Source organism: Polaromonas sp. AET17H-212 (genome assembly GCF_002379085.1).
Classification (GTDB): Bacteria; Pseudomonadota; Gammaproteobacteria; order Burkholderiales; family Burkholderiaceae_C; genus Polaromonas.
This window is the reverse complement of record NZ_NBZW01000005.1, coordinates 153,460-171,649: the sequence shown is the minus strand read 5'-3', so window position 1 is coordinate 171,649 and position 18,190 is coordinate 153,460. Positions and strand designations below refer to the sequence as shown.

Sequence of the window (18,190 nt, the reverse complement as noted above, 5' to 3'; positions counted from 1 at the left end):
GTTCCGGGGGGCTGTGGGGGTGGTTCATCCGCAGGGGCAGGTCGGTCTTGGTCATGGCTTGGTGTTGGGGAGGTCGGCGCAGGTGCGGCCCAGGCTGCCATTATCCGGCTTGCGCACGGCTGCCGGTGTGGGTGCCTACCCTTTGGTGCAGCAATTTCGCAACCTTGCAGCGGCGTCGGTCATGCCCGCATGAGAAACTATGGCCTCCATGCCCCCTGAATCCGCTCCTTCCACCATGAATTCCGGCTCTTTCCCCGCACACCGCCTCAGCGTGGCCCCGATGATGGACTGGACCGACCGGCATTGCCGCTATTTTCATCGCCTGCTGTCACGCCATGCCCTGCTGTACACCGAAATGGTGACCACCGGCGCGCTGATCCATGGTGACGTGGCGCGGCACCTGCGTTTCAACGCCGAAGAACACCCGGTGGCGCTGCAACTGGGCGGCAGCGAGCCGGCCGATCTGGCGCACTGCGCCCGGCTCGGCGAGCAATGGGGCTACGACGAAATCAACCTTAATTGCGGTTGCCCCAGCGAGCGTGTGCAGCGCGGCGCTTTCGGCGCCTGCCTGATGGCCGAGCCGCAACTGGTGGCCGATTGCGTCAAGGCCATGGTGGACGTGGTGAAGGTGCCGGTCACCGTCAAGCACCGCATCGGCATCGACAAGGGCGAGAGCTACGACTTCGTGCGCGACTTTGTCGGTGTCGTCAGCGAAGCCGGCTGCACGACCTTCATCGTGCATGCGCGCAATGCCTGGCTCAAGGGCCTGAGCCCGAAGGAAAACCGCGAGGTGCCGCCGCTGCGGTATGAGATGGTTCACCGGCTCAAGCGCGAGTTTCCGGCGCTCACCATCGTCATCAACGGTGGCATCACCACCGGCGAGCAGGTGGCAGCGCAACTGCGCGAACTCGACGGCGTGATGATCGGTCGCGAGGCGTATCACAACCCCTGGTGGCTGGCCTCCTGGGACGAGGCCTTTTTCGGCGCGGCGCACAGCGAGGCGACCCGCGAGTCCGTCGAGGCGCAGATGGCCGACTACATGGCCAGGGAGTTCACCTCACACGGCACGCCCTGGCCGACGATCGCCCGCCACATGCTGGGCCTGCGCCATGGCCTGCCCGGTTCGCGGCGCTGGCGCCAGGTCTGGAGCGACCACAAGCTCAAGAGCCTGCACCCGCGCGAGGTGATGGCGCTGGCCCATGCGCCAGGCGCTGCGGGCGAAAGCGCTGAATCTTCATTGCAGGTGGCGGTGCCGGCGCATGTCTGACGCCGCGCAGCGCGAGACGCGCCGGGCGCTGCTGCTGCTGTGGCTGGTGCCGGCGCTCTGGGCCGTCAACTACATCGTGGCGCGCAAGGCGCCCGGCGTCATCGGGCCCTACATGCTGGCCTTGGGCCGCTGGGGCCTGGCCGCCCTGATCCTGGTGCTGATCACGCGGGCGGAGCTGTGGCAGCAACGGGCGGCGATCACGCGGGCCTGGCGGCAATACCTGGTGCTCGGCATTCTCGGCATGCTGATTTGCGGTGCCTGGGTGTATGAGGGCGCGCGCTCCACCGGGGCCATGAACATTGCGCTGATTTATTCGGCTTCCCCGGTGCTGATCGCCCTGGGGGCCATGTGGTGGCTGGGCGAGGGTTTTGGCGCGCGGCAGGCGGCCGGCGTGCTGCTGGCGCTGACGGGCGTGGTTCACGTGGTCGTCAAGGGGCGCTGGACGGCCCTGGCCGACGTGCAGTTTGTGGCCGGCGATGCCTGGATTCTGGCGGCCACCGTGTCCTGGGCGGCTTATGCGCTGCTGCAGAAAAGGTGGCCCAGTTCGCTGAGCGCGACGGCGCGGCTGGCCGCGATCTGTCTCGGCGGCACCCTGGTGCTGCTGCCCCCGGCCGTGTGGGAGGCGACGCGGCCCGGCGCGGACGCCCTGGGTGGCCAGGCCTTGCTGCTGGTGCTGGTGGCCGCGCTGATTCCCGGCGTGGGCGCCTACTGGATCTATGGCTGGGCGCAGAAGATCCTCGGGGCCAGCCGGGTGGCCGTGGCGTTGTACCTCGGCCCGCTTTACGCGGCGGCTGCCGCCTGGCTGCTTGGGGAGCCACCGGGCTGGCACCATGCGGTGGGTGCGTTGCTGATCCTGCCGGGGGTGTTTCTGGTCACGCGACCGATCAAACAGCCTGTCAAGCCGCCGCTTCCAGCCCGTTCCTGAAATGTTCGCGCATGCGCTGCACGGTGGCATCGGCATCGCGTGCGGCCAGCGCCGCCATGATGGCGCGGTGTTCGGCCAAGGACTCTTCGATGCGGCCGCTTTTGAGCAGTGAGTTGTGGCGGTTGAGCTTCATGACCTTGCGCAGGTCGGCCACCATCTGGTCGCGCCAGCGGTTGTTGGCGATTTCCAGCAGGCGCATGTGAAAGGTTTCGTTGATCTGGAAAAAACGCTCGCGGTTGCCCACGGCTTGTTCGAGCTCGCTGTGCAGGTTTTTCAGCTCCTGCAACTGGGCTTCGGTGGCCTGGGCCGCCACCACGCCCGCGGCGTCGCTTTCCAGCAGCGAGAGCAGGTGGTAAACATCGGCCAAGTCGCGTTCCGACACCTCGGTGACGTAGGCGCCACGCCGCACCTTCATGGTCACCAGGCCTTCGGTGGCCAGCACTTTCAGAGCCTCGCGCAGCGGCGTGCGGCTGATGCCGTATTCCTCGGCCAGCTTGAGTTCGTCGATCCAGCTGCCGGGCGCCAATTCACGGCTGAAAATACGCTGGCGCAAAAGCTCCGCCACCTCTTCGTAAAGTGCGCGGGGGGTCAGTGAAACAGCGGCCATGGTCTTGTAAGGGTGTCAATGACAGCCGGAGGGCTGGACAACGCAATCTTATCCGAAACTAAATTTTGCATCAATAATTATAAATAATGTAAAATTGCCGAATCGGCAGGTTGCCTGCCCAACCCCATCGAAGCACGCGCCATGAGCACCCCCAAACCTTCCTCCAGTCCTGAATTTGCCTCCGCCAGCCTGGAGGCCTGGGCCAAGGCGGCCGCCAAATCGGCGCCCGGCGGTGACGTCAACGCGCTGAACTGGCAGACCCCCGACGGCATCAGCGTCAAGCCGCTGTATACCGCGGAAGACGTCAAGGACCTGCCTTACACCAACACGCTGCCGGGTTTCGAGCCCTTTATCCGCGGCCCGCAGGCCACCATGTACGCGGTACGGCCCTGGACCATCCGCCAGTACGCGGGTTTTTCGACGGCGGAAGAATCGAATGCCTTTTACCGCAAGGCGCTGGCCGCCGGCGGGCAGGGTGTGTCGGTTGCGTTCGACCTAGCCACGCACCGCGGCTACGACAGCGACCATCCGCGTGTCACCGGTGACGTCGGCAAGGCCGGCGTGGCGATCGACAGCGTCGAGGACATGAAAATCCTGTTCGACCAGATCCCGCTGGACAAGGTGTCGGTGTCCATGACCATGAACGGCGCGGTGCTGCCGGTGCTGGCCGGTTATGTGGTCGCGGCCGAAGAGCAGGGCGTGGCGCAGGACCAGCTCAGCGGCACCATCCAGAACGACATCCTCAAAGAGTTCATGGTGCGCAACACCTACATCTACCCACCGGCGCCCAGCATACGCATCATCGGCGACATCATCGAGTACACGGCCAAACACATGCCGAAGTTCAACTCGATCTCCATCAGCGGCTACCACATGCAGGAAGCCGGCGCCAACCAGGCGCTGGAATTGGCGTTCACGCTGGCCGACGGCAAGGAGTATGTGAAGACGGCGATTGCCAAGGGCCTGGACGTCGACGGTTTTGCCGGGCGCCTGAGCTTCTTCTGGGCCATTGGCATGAACTTCTACCTCGAAGTGGCCAAGATGCGCGCGGCGCGCCTGCTTTGGTGCCGCATCATGAAGGAGTTCAACGCCAAGAGCCCGAAGAGCCTGATGTTGCGCACGCATTGCCAGACCAGCGGCTGGAGCCTGACCGAGCAGGACCCCTACAACAACGTGGTGCGCACCACCATCGAGGCCATGGCCGCGGTCTTTGGCGGCACGCAAAGCCTGCACACCAACAGCTTTGACGAGGCGATCGCGCTGCCGACCGAGTTTTCCTCGCGCATCGCGCGCAACACCCAGCTCATCATCCAGGAAGAAACCCACATCCCCAACGTGATCGACCCCTGGGCCGGCAGCTACATGATGGAAAAGCTCACGCAGGACATGGCCGACGCCGCCTGGGCCATCATCGAAGAGGTCGATGCCATGGGCGGCATGACCAAGGCCGTGGACAGCGGCTGGGCCAAGCTCAAGATCGAGGCGGCGGCCGCCGAAAAGCAGGCGCGCATCGACAGCGGCAAGGACGTCATCGTCGGCGTCAACAAGTACAAACTCAAGACAGAAGATGCGATTGAAACCCGTGACATCGACAACGTGGCGGTGCGCGACGGGCAGATCACCCGTCTGAAATCCATCCGCGCCAGCCGCGACCCGGCGGCGGTGCAGGCCGCGCTGGATGCCCTGACGGCCGCCGCTGAAAAGGGCGACGGCAATCTGCTCGATTTATGCATCAAGGCCATGCGCCTGCGTGCCACGGTGGGCGAGGTCAGCGATGCGCTGGAAAAAGTTTACGGGCGCCATCGCGCCGATACACAAAAGGTGACCGGTGTGTACGCTGCTGCTTATGACTCGGCCGAAGGCTGGGAAAACCTCAAGTCTGAAATCAACGCCTTTGCCGAAGCCCAGGGCCGGCGCCCGCGCGTGATGATTTCCAAGCTGGGCCAAGACGGCCATGACCGCGGCGCCAAGGTGGTGGCCACGGCTTTTGCCGACCTCGGTTTCGACGTGGACATGGGGCCGTTGTTCCAGACACCCGAAGAATGCGCGCGCCAGGCGATTGAAAACGATGTGCACGCGGTGGGGGTATCGACGCTGGCCGCCGGCCACAAGACGCTGGTGCCGGCCATCATCGCCGAGCTCAAGAAGCAGGGCGCCGACGACATCATCGTGTTTGTCGGCGGCGTGATTCCGCGCCAGGACTACGACATGCTTTATGAGGCGGGCGTGAAAGGCATTTACGGCCCAGGCACGCCGATTCCGGCCAGTGCCAAGGATGTGCTCGAGCAGATCAAGGCTGCGCTGAAGTGACTCGGCCCTTGCTCTGCGTCACTCTGAAAACCGTTCGGGCTGAGCCTGTCGAAGCCTTTCACCAGAAACCATCCAAATGAATCTCGATCTTGTTTGGCTGACAGATTCAATTCGAGATAAACCGCCGGAGTGGATTTCTGCAATGGCTGCAGTTGTTTCCGTTTTGGGTTTATTTCTTGTTTGGAGGCAACTAAGCCTTGCCAAGAGAATCGCCCAGTTGGCTTTTGAAGATGATCTTGAAAAAGAATATCGAGATTTAGTTAAGGAAATTCCTACGAAAGCATTGCTTGATTCTGATTTGGATGATTCTGAATACCAGAAGGCGTTTGATGAGTTTTTCCGATATTTTGATCTTAGTAATACGCAAATTATGTTGAGGCGACAGGACCGCATAGGCGATGTGGCTTGGAAAAATTGGTGCATGGGCATGCGTTTTAATTTGTCATTACCGGCTTTTTATCGAGCGTGGGGAGAAGTGAAAACGCGCACAAGTGAGCAGTCGAACGAATTTTTCAGTGAGCTGCGGCGATTGGAAGCAGACAAGTTTCAAAGCGATCCGAAGCACTGGAAATGAAAGACATGCGTCCTTTTTTTGTCTATCTCTTGCGTTGCTCAGACAGCTCCTACTATTGCGGGCACACGGATAACCTTGAATTGCGTATGCAGCAGCACCAAGCAGCGGATACCGGCTATACGGCGACTCGCAAACCCGTTGAATTGATGTGGCAAGGTGAGTTCGAAACCCGCGAAGGCGCGATTGCGTTCGAGCAACAAGTCAAAGGCTGGTCGCGGGCCAAGAAAGAAGCATTGATTGCCGGGAATTGGGACAAGATTCAGGCGCTTGCCAAATCGAAAAAAGCCATTCGCCGTGAGCTGCCGGTTCTGAGCTCCGACGAAGGGGTCGAAGGGGTTGAAAGTGATGCAAGGCTTCGACAGGCTTCCTTCGACTCCGCTCAGGACGGGCGGCTTCGACGAACTCAGCCCGAACGGGCGGGGACGGTTGCCGGGGCTGCTCTTCTGCACGGAATTCTGCACGGCGACGCCGCCGCGCAGCGCCGCGCCATTGCCAAAGCCATCACACTGCTCGAATCCACGCGCGGCGATCATCGCGCGCAGGGCGACGAACTGCTGACGGCCTTGTTGCCGCACACCGGCAAGGCCTTCCGCCTGGGCATCAGTGGTGTGCCCGGCGTCGGAAAATCCACCTTCATCGAGGTGTTGGGCCTTTACCTGATCGCGCAGGGCCACCGCGTGGCCGTGCTGACCATCGACCCGTCGTCGAGCGTCTCGGGCGGCTCCATCCTCGGCGACAAGACACGCATGGAACAGCTGTCGGTGCACGAACGCGCCTACATCCGCCCCAGCCCGTCCAGCGGCACCCTGGGCGGCGTGGCGGAAAAAACCCGCGAGGCCATGCTGGTCTGCGAGGCCGCCGGTTATGACATTGTGATTGTCGAGACCGTGGGTGTCGGCCAGAGCGAAACCGCGGTGGCCAACATGACCGACATGTTTGTGCTGATGCAACTGCCCAATGCCGGCGACGACCTGCAGGCGATCAAGAAGGGCGTGATGGAACTGGCCGACCTGGTTGTCATCAACAAGGCCGACATCGACGCCGATGCCGCGATGCGTGCGCAGGCGCAGATTGCCTCGGCCATGCGCCTGTTCGGGCTGGTCAACAACGCGATGGGGCAGGCCCAGGCCGCGACCTACGACACCTTCTGGCACCCCCAGGTGATCCAACTCAGCGCGCTGCACAACCAGGGGGTCGATGCCTTCTGGGCGGCGGTGACGCAGTTCAGGAACATCCAGACTGCCAACGGCCGGCTGGCCGAGCGCCGCCGGCACCAGTCGCTCGCGTGGATGTGGGAGCGCATCGACGCCGGGCTCAAGCAGGCTTTCCGGCAGGACCCGGCGGTCAGTGCCTTGCTGCCGACCCTGGTGGCCGATGTCGAAAGCGGCCGCATCCCGGCCTCCACCGCAGCACGACATCTGCTTGCAGCCCAATCAGGGCGGGCGACGACAGCTATCAAATAAAGAGCATATAGAAAGCAAACCATGCAAGACATTCTTGAACAACTCGAAAAAAAACGCGCCGCGGCCCGCCTGGGTGGAGGGCAGAAACGCATCGACGCCCAGCACGGCAAAGGCAAACTCACGGCGCGCGAGCGGCTGGAACTGCTGCTCGACGAAGGCACGTTTGAAGAATGGGACATGTTTGTCGAGCACCGCTGCACCGACTTCGGCATGGAGGACAACAAGATCCCCGGTGACGGCGTGGTGACCGGCTACGGCATGATCAACGGCCGCCTGGTGTTTGTCTTCAGCCAGGATTTCACCGTGTTCGGTGGCGCGCTGTCCGAGGCCCATGCCGAGAAGATCTGCAAGGTGATGGACCAGGCCATGAAGGTGGGCGCGCCGGTGATCGGCCTCAACGATTCCGGCGGTGCGCGCATCCAGGAAGGGGTGGCCTCGCTGGGCGGGTATGCCGATGTGTTCCAGCGCAATGTGATGGCCTCGGGCGTGGTGCCGCAGATCAGCATGATCATGGGCCCCAGCGCGGGCGGCGCGGTGTACTCGCCGGCCATGACCGACTTCATCTTCATGGTGAAAGACAGCTCCTACATGTTTGTCACCGGCCCCGAAGTGGTCAAAACCGTGACGCACGAGGAAGTAACGGCCGAGGAGCTCGGTGGCGCGACCACCCACACGACACGCAGCGGCGTGGCCGACCTGGCGTTTGAGAATGACGTGGAGGCGCTCTTGATGCTGCGCCGGCTCTACAACTACCTGCCGCTGAACAACCGCGAAAAAGCCCCGGTGCGGCCCAGTGCCGACCCGGCCGGCCGCATGGACCTGAGCCTGGACACGCTGGTGCCCGAGAACCCGAACAAGCCCTATGACATGAAGGAGCTGATCACCAAGACGGTGGACGACGGCGACTTTTTCGAGATCCAGCCCGAGTACGCCAAGAACATCATCATCGGTTTTGCCCGCATGGAAGGCCAGTCCGTTGGCATCGTTGCCAACCAGCCGCTGGTGCTCGCCGGCTGCCTGGACATCAAGAGCAGCATCAAGGCGGCGCGCTTCGTGCGTTTTTGCGATGCCTTCAACATCCCGGTGATCACCTTTGTCGACGTGCCCGGCTTCATGCCCGGCACATCACAGGAGTACGGCGGCATCATCAAACACGGCGCGAAGCTGTTGTATGCCTATGCCGAATGCACCGTGCCGAAAATCACCGTGATCACGCGCAAGGCCTATGGCGGCGCCTACGACGTGATGAGCTCCAAACACCTGCGCGGCGACGTCAACTTCGCCTGGCCGAATGCCGAGATTGCGGTGATGGGCGCCAAGGGCGCCGTCGAAATCATCTTCCGCGAAGACAAGGGCGACCCGGTCAAGCTGGCCGCGAAAGAGGCGGAGTACAAGGCGCGTTTTGCCAACCCTTTTGTGGCCGGTGCACGCGGTTTCATCGACGACGTGATCCTGCCGCACGAAACCCGCAAGCGCATCTGCCGCTCGCTGGTGATGCTCAAGGACAAGAAACTGGAAAACCCGTGGCGCAAGCACGGGAACATTCCGCTGTGAGCCGAACGGAGAACAACAACATGTTTACCAAAATACTGATCGCGAATCGGGGCGAAATCGCCTGCCGCGTCATCCAGACCGCCCGCAAGATGGGCATCAAGACCGTGGCGGTTTATTCCGACGCCGACAAGGACGCGCGCCATGTCGAGCTGGCCGACGAGGCGGTGCACATCGGGCCGGCGCCCAGCCGGGACAGCTACCTGCAGGCCGACAAGATCATTGCGGCGGCCAAACAGACGGGCGCGCAGGCGATTCACCCGGGCTACGGTTTTCTCAGCGAAAACGCCGGCTTTGCCAAGCGGGTCGAAGAAGAGGGCCTGGTGTTCATCGGCCCCAAGCATTATTCGATCGCCGCGATGGGCGACAAGATCGAGTCGAAAAAGCTCGCCGGTGCGGCGGGTGTCAACTGCATTCCCGGCGTCAACGATGCCATCGAAACGGCTGAGAAGGCGGTCGAGATCGCCAAGGGCATCGGTTACCCGGTGATGATCAAGGCCAGTGCCGGCGGTGGTGGCAAGGGCCTGCGTGTGGCCTTCAACGACAAGGAAGCCTTTGAAGGCTTCACCTCCTGCCGCAACGAGGCGCGCAACAGCTTTGGCGACGACCGCGTTTTCATCGAGAAGTTTGTCGAGGAGCCGCGCCACATCGAGATCCAGCTGATCGGCGACAGCCACGGCAATGTGATTTACCTCAACGAGCGGGAATGCTCGATCCAGCGCCGTCACCAGAAGGTGATCGAGGAGGCGCCGTCGCCCTTCATCAGCGAAGCCACGCGAAAAGCCATGGGTGAACAGGCCGTGGCGCTGGCCAAGGCCGTCAACTACGAGTCGGCTGGCACGGTCGAGTTTGTGGTCGGCAAGGACCAGAGCTTTTACTTCCTCGAGATGAACACGCGGCTGCAGGTCGAGCATCCGGTGACCGAATGCATCACCGGGCTGGACTTGGTCGAACTCATGATCCGCGTGGCGGCCGGTGAAAAGCTGCCGCTGGCGCAGAAGGACGTCAAACGCGAGGGTTGGGCCATCGAGTGCCGGATCAATGCCGAAGACCCGTTCCGCAATTTCCTGCCGTCCACCGGCCGGCTGGTGCGTTTCCAGCCGCCCCGGCAGGACATGTTTGCGGCGGAGACCGCGCAGCTGTTCGGCGTACGGGTCGATACCGGCGTGCAGGACGGTGGCGAGATCCCGATGTTTTACGACTCGATGATTGCCAAGCTCATCGTTCACGGCACCGATCGCCTTGACGCGATTGCCAAGATGCGCGAGGCCCTGAACAGCTTTGTGATTCGCGGCGTGTCCAGCAACATTCCGTTCCAGGCGGCGCTGCTGGCGCACCCGAAGTTTGTCGCCGGCGACTTCAACACCGGCTTCATCGCCGAAAACTACGCCCAGGGTTTCCGCGCCGAAGACGTGCCGCATGACGATGCCGGTTTCCTGGTGGCGCTGGCCGCCTATGTGAACCGCCGCCTGCTGGGCCGCGCCGCGGGCATCAGCGGCCAGTTGCCGGGGCACGGGGTGACGGTCGCTGAAGAGTTTGTGGTCATCGGCCTGGGGGAAGCTGGAAAAAACGTCCACGAAGCGGTGACGGTGCGGGATTTTCAAGCCGAATCGGGCTCCAGCGCCATAGAGGCGGGCGGGAAGCGCTATGAAATATGTAGCAGATGGCATCTGGGCGGTGCCCGCATCCGCGGCACGGTCAATGGCCAGCCCTTTGCCGCCCAGGTCGAGCGCGGGGTGGGCCGCAATCCTCTGGCCATCCGCATCGCGCACAACGGCACGCGGCTGGACACGCTGGTGCTGTCGCCGCGCGCCGCCCAGCTGCACGCGTTGATGCCTTACAAGGCGCCGCCGGACATGAGCCGCTTTGTGCTCTCGCCCATGCCCGGCCTGCTGGTCGAGGTTGCGGTACAGCCGGGCCAGAAGGTGCAGGCCGGCGAACGCGTGGCGGTGATCGAGGCCATGAAGATGGAAAACGTGCTGTTTGCCACCGCCGACGGCGTGGTGGGCAAGGTGCTGGCCGCCAAGGGCGAGTCGCTCGCCGTGGACCAGCCGATTGTCGAGTTTGTCTGAGCTGAACCGGGAGACGCCATGAACCCACAAGCATTTGAAGCCCTGCTGAAAACCGAGCGTTTCAGCGAGATCACCACCATCGACCGGCCGGCGGGTTACCAGCTGGGTGAACACCAGCACCCGTTTGATGCCTGTGCGCTGGTCACCGATGGGCAGATCACCCTGGTGGTGGCGGGTGTGTCCAGCACCTACGTCGCGGGCGATGTCTTCCGGCTGGCGGCGGGGACGCCGCACCTGGAATGCGCCGGCCCCCATGGCGTGACTTACCGGGTCGGCCGCCGCGCGGCCGCTGCCTCATGAACCGGCCCTTCAAGGTACTGGGCATCCAGCAAATCGCGATTGGCGGTACCAGCAAGGACCGCCTGCGCACCCTGTGGGTGGACATGCTGGGGCTGGAGGTCACCGGCAACTTTGTCAGCGAGCGTGAAAATGTCGATGAAGACATCTGCGCCATCGGCAGCGGGCCATTCAAGGTCGAGGTGGACCTGATGCAGCCGCTGGACCCGGACAAAAAACCGGCGGTTCACAGCACACCGCTGAACCACGTCGGCCTGTGGATCGACGACCTGCCCAGCGCCGTGGCCTGGTTGACGGCGCAAGGCGCGCGTTTCGCCCCGGGCGGCATCCGCCAGGGGGCGGCGGGTTTTGACATCTGCTTCCTCCATCCCAAGGCCAACGAGGAGTTTCCGGTGGCCGGGGAGGGCGTGCTGATCGAGCTGGTGCAGGCGCCGCCCGAGGTGGTCCAGGCCTTTGCCAGGCTGGCTGGCTGAAAAGAAGCGCACCCTTCGGGATAACCCGGCTTCAGGTTCCCGCTTCCGCCGCCGTTAAGTCAGAGCACCCTGAACCGTTGGTGCGGCACTGTAACCGGGCTGGGGCTGGCTGGCTGCCGGGCGATGCATGCTACCGGTTCTCTGTGTACGCACGGTCGTGCGGGTGCGTGTCACGCGGGTCCCTGGCGACAGTTACCGGGCCGGCGCAGCGGCACCCCATGCCGGTTCTCAAGCCGCGACTCCGGAGAATCCTCATGATATTTGGCAAGCTGCTTCATCCCGCCACCTGCTTGCTGCGTCGGCTGCGTCTGGCAGGCAAGCTGGCCCTGCTTGGGTTTGTGGCGGCGCTGCCGCTGCTGGTGCTGGCGCTGCAGCTCCTGCTGGGCAGCGGCAGCTTCAGCCGTCCGCTCAGCGTGCTTGCCACCGGCGGCGTGGGGCTGCTGGTGCTGCTGTATTTTTTGCTGGCTTTTCACCGCAGCCTTGCGCAGGATCTGCAGCAGGTGATCCTGGCGACCCGGCAGCTGGTGGCCGGCGATTTGCGTCTGAACCTGACGCGACGCGGCCCCGACGAGGCCGGCGAGTTGGCCCAGGCCATGGGCGAGTTGGGCCGCACGCTGTCCGGCATGGTGGCCAATGTACGCAGCAACGCCGCTTTTGTCGCCCATTCCGGCCAAAGCATGGCCATGGGCAACCGGGACCTGTCGGACCGCACCGAGCAGCAGGCGGCCAGCCTGGAAGAAACGGCCGCCAGCGTGGAACAGCTGTCGTCCACGGTTCAGGCCAATGCCGGCATGGCTGGCCAGGCCAGTGACCGGGCCGCCCAGGTGCGGGATGTGGCCGAGCAGGGCGCGGCGGCCATGGCCCAGGCCATCGAGTCGGTGGAGGCCGTGCAGGGCAGTGCCAAACGCATGGGCGACATCGTGGGGGTGATCGACGGGCTGGCGTTCCAGACCAACATCCTGGCGCTCAATGCGGCCGTGGAGGCGGCGCGTGCCGGCGAGTCGGGCCGCGGCTTTGCGGTGGTGGCCAGCGAGGTGCGCTCACTGGCGCAGCGTTCGGCCGACTCGGCCCGGGAAATCCGCCAGCTGATCGGGGTGTCGTCGGGCCAGGTGGCAGCCAGTGCGGAAAAAATCCGTGCGGCGGGTTCGAACATGAACCAGATCGTTTCGGGCATCCGCGACGTGGCGGCCAACATGGCCCAGATCTCGGCCTCCAGTGCCGAGCAGAGTACCGGGCTGACCGAAATCACCTCGGCCGTGCACCAGCTCGACGAAATCACCCAGAGCAATGCCCGGATGGTGGGGCGCGCGGTCACGCAGGCGGGCAACCTGGAGACGCGGGCCGGCACACTGGTGCAGTCGGTGGCGTCGTTCAAGCTGCAGCAGGGGTCGGCCGAAGAGGCGGTGGCGCTGGTGGCGCGTGCCGTGGCGCACCGCCAACGCACCTCGCGAGACGCCTTCCTGCGCGAGCTGACCCTGCCCGCCAGGGGGTTTCACGACCGCGACATGTATGTTTTTGCGCTCGACAGCCAGGGCACCTACCTGGCCTTCGGCGGCAACCCGTCCAAGATTGGCACCCGGGTGCAGGACATCCCCGGCATCGATGGCGGGCAATTGCTCCAGTCCATCATCGACCAGGCCGGCCACGAGCCGGGCTGGGTGGAGTACGGCATCACCAACCCGACCACGGGCAAGGTGCAGGCCAAGATGTCCTTTGTCCAGCAGGTGGACGATGTGTTCGTGGGCTGCGGTGTCTACAAAAACCTGGTGGCGGGCTGATGCCGGCACAACGGGCCGGAGGAGGGACCGAGGGATTTACCCGAGAGCACAGTCCGCCGGGCCGGGCGTAAACTGGTCGGGCCTCCTGACCCGGTGGTGTTGCAGCGGGGCGAAGGAGACAGCGTTTTGCAGCCTACCAACACAGCCAATCCGTCCTACTTCCACAAGGTCGTCGATTGCCAATGGGCCTGTCCCGCCCACACCCCCGTTCCTGAATACATCCGCCTGATCGGCCAGGGTCGTTACACCGACGCTTACATGGTCAACTGGGTGTCCAACGTCTTCCCCGGCATTCTGGGCCGCACCTGCGATCGGCCCTGCGAGCCGGCTTGCCGCCGCACCCGGGTCGAGGAAAACAACGGCGAGCACCCGGAACCGGTGGCCATCTGCCGCCTCAAGCGTGTCGCCGCCGACATGAAAGACGATGTCCGCCAGCGCATGCCCCAACTCGCGCCCAAAAACGGCAAGCGCATTGCCTGCATCGGTGCCGGGCCGGCCTCGCTGACGGTGGCGCGTGACCTGGCGCCACTCGGTTACGAGGTCACGGTGTTTGACGGCGAAGCGAAGGCCGGTGGCTTCATCCGCACCCAGATCCCGCGCTTTCGCCTGCCCGAGTCGGTGATCGACGAGGAAACCGGCTACATCCTGGACCTGGGTGTCAACTTCAAGAGCAGCCAGCGCATCGCCTCCATGAAGGGTCTGCTGGCGCAGGACTACGACGCGGTGTTTGTCGGCTGCGGCGCGCCGCGCGGGCGCGACCTGGAGCTGCCGGGCCGCAGCGAGATCACGGAGAACATCCACATCGGCATTGACTGGCTGGCCTCGGTCTCTTTCGGCCACATCACCACGATTGGACAGCGCGTGATTGTGCTCGGCGGCGGCAACACGGCCATGGACTGCTGCCGGTCCGCCCGGCGTCTGGGCGGCACCGACGTGAAAGTCATTGTGCGCAGCGGCTTCGACGAAATGAAAGCCTCGCCCTGGGAGAAGGAAGACGCCCAGCACGAGGGTATTCCCATCATCAACTTCCACGTGCCCAAGTCTTTTGAACACCGGCAGGGCAAGCTCAGCGGCATGACGTTTGAGGTGGTCCAGGCGGTGTATGACGGCAGTGGCCAGCGCAGCCTGGTGGCGACCGGTGCGCCGGATGTGCGGGTCGAGTGCGACGCCGTGTTGATTGCCGTAGGTCAGGAAAATGCCTTTCCCTGGATAGAGCGCGACTGCGGCATCGGCTTCGACAAGTGGGGGCTGCCGGTGCTGGGCGAGGAGACTTTCCAGTCCAGCCTGCCCCATGTTTTTTTTGGCGGCGATGCGGCCTTCGGTCCGAAAAACATCATCACGGCAGTGGCGCACGGGCATGAGGCGGCGGTGTCGATCGACCGCTTTCTGAACGGCGAGGACATCCGCCGCCGGCCCGACCCGATGACCAACTTGATGTCGACCAAGATGGGCATCCATGAGTGGAGCTACGACAACGACACCTCTAACGATGCCCGTTTCAAGGTGCCCTGGGCAAAGGCGGAAATTGCGCTGGCCAGCATACGCGTCGAGGTGGAGCTCGGCTTCGATGCCGCAACGGCCTTCAAGGAAGCCGGCCGTTGCCTGAACTGCGATGTGCAGACGGTGTTCACCGCGCCAGCCTGCATCGAATGCGACGCCTGTGTCGATATCTGCCCGATGGACTGCATCAGCTTCACTGCCAATGGCGACGAGGCCGACCTGCGCACGCGGCTGAAGGCGCCGGCGCTGAACCTGGCGCAGGACCTCTATGTGTCCGGCGAACTCAAGACCGGGCGGGTGATGGTCAAGGACGAGGATGTCTGCCTGCACTGCGGCCTGTGTGCCGAGCGCTGCCCGACCGGGGCCTGGGACATGCAGAAGTTTTTGCTGACAACGACACAGGCCGGGCCGTCCTGCCGCGATGCCAACAAGGCTGCCAAACGCGCAGCAGGAGTGTCCGCATGAAAAAAAGGATTGAAGCCGTCAACGATTTTGTGATCAAGTTTGCCAATGTCAACGGTTCGGGTTCGGCCTCCGCCAACGAGCTGTTTGCCAAGGCCATTTTGCGCATGGGGGTGCCGGTGAGCCCGCGCAACATTTTTCCCAGCAACATCCAGGGGCTGCCGACCTGGTACGAGGCGCGTGTGAGTGACAAGGGCTATCAGGGCCGGCGCGGCGGCGTCGACATGATGGTGGCCATGAACCCGCAGACTTGGGGATCGGATGTGGCCGAGTTGGAACCGGGCGGCTACCTGTTTTACGACAGCACGCGGCCCCTGCCGGCGTCCAGCTTCCGCGACGACATCCATGTCATCGGCATGCCGCTGACCGAGATCTGCAATGCGGTCTACAGCGACCCGCGCCAGCGCCAGCTGTTCAAGAACATCGTGTACGTGGGCGCGCTGTCGGTGCTGCTGGAGATCGAACCCGAGGTGCTCGAAAAGCTGTTCGGCGAGCAGTACAAGGGCAAGGAAAAGCTGCTGGCCTCCAACGTGCAGGCCCTGCACCTGGGCCGGGACTTCGCCAGCGAACACCTGCAGGCGCCGCTGGGCATACGCGTGCAGCGCCGCGACATGGTCGGTGGCAGGATCTTTGTCGACGGCAACAGCGCCGCGGCGCTGGGCTGCGTCTATGGCGGCGCCACCGTGGCCGCCTGGTACCCGATCACACCGTCCTCGTCGGTGGCCGAGGCCTTCCAGTCCTACTGCGCCAGGTACCGGGTGGACCCCGCGACCGGCCGGCACAACTACGCCGTGGTGCAGGCGGAAGACGAAATCGCCTCCATCGGCATGGTGGTGGGCGCCGGCTGGAACGGCGCGCGCGCCTTCACCGCCACCTCGGGGCCGGGCGTGTCGCTGATGACCGAGTTCCTCGGGCTGGCCTACTTTGCCGAGATCCCGGTCACCATCATCAATGTGCAGCGCGGCGGGCCGTCCACCGGCATGCCGACGCGCACCCAGCAGGCCGACCTGATTTCCTGTGCCTATGCCTCGCATGGCGACACCAAACATGTGCTGCTGCTGCCGGAAGACCCGCACGAGTGTTTCGAACATGCCGCCGCGGCGCTGGACCTGGCCGACCGGCTGCAGACGCCGGTGTTTGTGATGACCGACCTGGACATCGGCATGAACCAGCGTCTGTGCGAACCCTTTGCCTGGGACGACAGCCGCAGCTACGACCGCGGCAAGGTGATGACGGCCGAGGAGCTGGAGGCGGGCAAGGACTTCGGCCGCTACAAGGACGTGGACGGCGACGGCATTCCCTGGCGCACCTTGCCGGGCACGCATCCCAGCAAGGGCAGTTATTTCACGCGTGGCACCACGCGCAATGCCTACGCCCAGTATTCCGAACGCGGCCCGGACTACATCTACAACGTGCAGCGGCTGCTGAAAAAGTTCGAGACCGCGGCCACGCTGGTGCCGCAGCCGGTGCTGCGGCCCGCCGCTCGCCCGACCCGGCTGGGCGTGATTTATTTCGGATCCACCAGCCCGGCCATGAACGAGGCGCTCGATGTGTTGACCGACGCCGGTATCCACATCGATGCGCTGCGCCTGCGCGCCTTTCCGTTTCCTGCGCCGGTCGCGCAGTTCATTGCCGGGCATGACAAGGTGTTTGTGGTCGAGCAGAACCGCGATGCACAGATGCATTGCCTGCTGGTCAACGAGCTTGATGTCGATCCGGCGCGCCTGGTGCGGGTGCTGCATTACGACGGCACGCCGATCACTGCGCGTTTCATCACCGCGGCCATTCTGCAGCAGGTGCAGGCCGGGGCAGAGACCTCACAGCCGCAAGGCAAGGAGCGTGCGACATGACTTATCTGGCCAAACCGCGGCTGCATCATCCCTCGCTGACCGTCAACAAGGTCGGCTACACCCGGCGTGACTACGAAGGCAAAATTTCCACGCTGTGCGCCGGCTGCGGGCACGACTCGATCTCGGCGGCCATCATCCAGGCCTGCTGGGAACTCGACATCGAGCCGCACCGCGTCGCCAAACTTTCGGGCATCGGCTGCAGCTCCAAGACGCCCGACTATTTCCTCGGCGCCTCCCATGGCTTCAACACCGTGCATGGCCGCATGCCCTCGGTGCTGACCGGCGCCAACCTGGCCAACCGCGACCTGCTGTACCTGGGTGTGTCGGGGGACGGCGATTCGGCGTCGATTGGCCTGGGCCAGTTCGCCCACGCGATGCGACGCGGCGTCAACATGGTCTACTTGGTGGAGAACAACGGCGTGTATGGCCTGACCAAGGGGCAGTTTTCGGCGACGGCCGACCAGGGCTCCAAAAGCAAGAAGGGTGTGGTCAACAGCGACAGCCCGGTGGACCTGGTGGCCCTGGCGCTGCAACTGGGCGCGACCTATGTGGCACGCGGGTTTTCGGGCGACAAGGCGCAGCTGGTGCCGCTGATCAAGGGCGCCATCGGCCACGGCGGTGCCGCTTTCATCGACATCATCAGTCCCTGCGTGGCCTTCAACAACCATGCCGGCAGCACCAAGAGTTACGACTACGTGCGTGAGCACAACGAGGCGGTCAGCCGCATCGATTTCATCAGTGCGCGCGAGGAAATCACCACCAGTTATGCGCCGGGCGAAGTGATTGACGTGGTGCAGCACGATGGTTCCAGCCTGCGTTTTCGCAAGCTGCACGCCGACTACGATCCCACCGACCGGTATGCGGCCCTGAGTTACATGAACGCACACCAGGCGCGTGGCGAAGTGGTCACCGGGCTGCTTTATGTCGACCCGCTGGCGACCGACCTGCATGTGGCGCTCAACACCAGCGACACAGCGCTGAACAAGCTGGACGCTGCGGCCCTGTGTCCGGGCTCGCGTGCGCTGGACAAGGTCAATTCATCCCTGCGATAACCCGATTCC

General features: G+C 63.9%; 15 protein-coding genes and 1 pseudogene. 15 read left to right on the top strand and 1 reads right to left on the bottom strand.

All coding sequences use genetic code 11. The features are described 5' to 3' along the window. The 3 genes from B7G53_RS22995 to B7G53_RS06960 form a co-directional block, all read left to right on the top strand. Nucleotides 1-193: hypothetical protein (locus B7G53_RS22995; protein ID WP_217992596.1), on the top strand; the 193-nt coding region annotated here is incomplete at its 5' end. A 42-nt stretch (nt 194-235) separates the two neighbouring features. Further along, nucleotides 236-1,267, top strand: coding sequence for a tRNA dihydrouridine(20/20a) synthase DusA (gene dusA, locus B7G53_RS06965; RefSeq protein ID WP_255249927.1), 1,032 nt, complete (start codon nt 236-238; stop codon nt 1,265-1,267). After that, entirely contained in the window at nt 1,260-2,192 is a 933-nt protein-coding gene (locus B7G53_RS06960) for a DMT family transporter (RefSeq protein ID WP_096665562.1), read from the top strand. Before dusA ends, B7G53_RS06960 begins: the two co-directional genes overlap by 8 nt. Here B7G53_RS06960 and B7G53_RS06955 read toward each other — a convergent pair. Further along, nucleotides 2,164-2,799: a GntR family transcriptional regulator gene (locus B7G53_RS06955; RefSeq protein WP_096665559.1), complete on the bottom strand. Its 636-nt coding sequence runs from the start codon at nt 2,797-2,799 to the stop codon at nt 2,164-2,166. The two genes, B7G53_RS06960 and B7G53_RS06955, sit on opposite strands and share 29 nt — an antisense overlap. A 141-nt stretch (nt 2,800-2,940) precedes the next feature. Here B7G53_RS06955 and scpA point away from each other — a divergent pair, with 141 nt between their 5' ends. From scpA to B7G53_RS06905, 12 genes and pseudogenes are all read left to right on the top strand, one after another. Then, nucleotides 2,941-5,109 (top strand): methylmalonyl-CoA mutase, encoded by a 2,169-nt coding sequence (gene scpA, locus B7G53_RS06950; protein ID WP_096665556.1) that lies wholly within the window; start codon nt 2,941-2,943, stop codon nt 5,107-5,109. 76 nt (nt 5,110-5,185) lie between these two features. Further along, nucleotides 5,186-5,683 carry a hypothetical protein gene (locus B7G53_RS22455; protein WP_141396305.1) on the top strand — a complete coding sequence of 166 codons (498 nt, stop codon included), beginning with the start codon at nt 5,186-5,188 and terminating at the stop codon, nt 5,681-5,683. Next, nucleotides 5,680-5,850 (top strand): annotated as a pseudogene (locus B7G53_RS23155) (GIY-YIG nuclease family protein); the annotation flags it as partial. The gene B7G53_RS22455 and the pseudogene B7G53_RS23155, both read left to right, overlap by 4 nt. Nucleotides 5,851-6,126: 276 nt before the next feature. After that, complete coding sequence (gene meaB / locus B7G53_RS06945) at nt 6,127-7,146, top strand: methylmalonyl Co-A mutase-associated GTPase MeaB (protein ID WP_176491305.1); 1,020 nt, start codon at nt 6,127-6,129, stop codon at nt 7,144-7,146. 21 nt (nt 7,147-7,167) lie between these two features. Beyond that, a complete protein-coding gene (locus tag B7G53_RS06940) occupies nt 7,168-8,700 on the top strand; it encodes an acyl-CoA carboxylase subunit beta (RefSeq protein WP_096665550.1) in 1,533 nt (510 codons plus the stop codon). A 20-nt stretch (nt 8,701-8,720) separates the two neighbouring features. Then, nucleotides 8,721-10,769, top strand: a complete 2,049-nt coding sequence (locus B7G53_RS06935; protein ID WP_096665610.1) for an acetyl-CoA carboxylase biotin carboxylase subunit — start codon at nt 8,721-8,723, stop codon at nt 10,767-10,769. A gap of 18 nt (nt 10,770-10,787) precedes the next feature. Then, entirely contained in the window at nt 10,788-11,069 is a 282-nt protein-coding gene (locus tag B7G53_RS06930; protein ID WP_096665547.1) for a cupin domain-containing protein, read from the top strand. Beyond that, entirely contained in the window at nt 11,066-11,539 is a 474-nt protein-coding gene (locus B7G53_RS06925) for a VOC family protein (protein WP_176491301.1), read from the top strand. The genes B7G53_RS06930 and B7G53_RS06925 overlap by 4 nt, the downstream gene beginning before the upstream one ends. A 254-nt stretch (nt 11,540-11,793) precedes the next feature. Continuing rightward, nucleotides 11,794-13,317, top strand: a complete 1,524-nt coding sequence (locus B7G53_RS06920) for a methyl-accepting chemotaxis protein (RefSeq protein WP_096665541.1) — start codon at nt 11,794-11,796, stop codon at nt 13,315-13,317. 126 nt (nt 13,318-13,443) lie between these two features. Beyond that, nucleotides 13,444-15,282 carry an FAD-dependent oxidoreductase gene (locus tag B7G53_RS06915; RefSeq protein WP_096665538.1) on the top strand — a complete coding sequence of 613 codons (1,839 nt, stop codon included), beginning with the start codon at nt 13,444-13,446 and terminating at the stop codon, nt 15,280-15,282. Then, a complete protein-coding gene (locus B7G53_RS06910; RefSeq protein ID WP_096665535.1) occupies nt 15,279-17,129 on the top strand; it encodes a 2-oxoacid:acceptor oxidoreductase subunit alpha in 1,851 nt (616 codons plus the stop codon). The genes B7G53_RS06915 and B7G53_RS06910 overlap by 4 nt, the downstream gene beginning before the upstream one ends. Beyond that, the gene (locus tag B7G53_RS06905; RefSeq protein ID WP_096665532.1) at nt 17,126-18,181 is read left to right on the top strand and encodes a 2-oxoacid:ferredoxin oxidoreductase subunit beta; all 1,056 of its coding nucleotides are present in this window, start codon (nt 17,126-17,128) and stop codon (nt 18,179-18,181) included. The genes B7G53_RS06910 and B7G53_RS06905 overlap by 4 nt, the downstream gene beginning before the upstream one ends. Nucleotides 18,182-18,190: the final 9 nt, after the last annotated feature.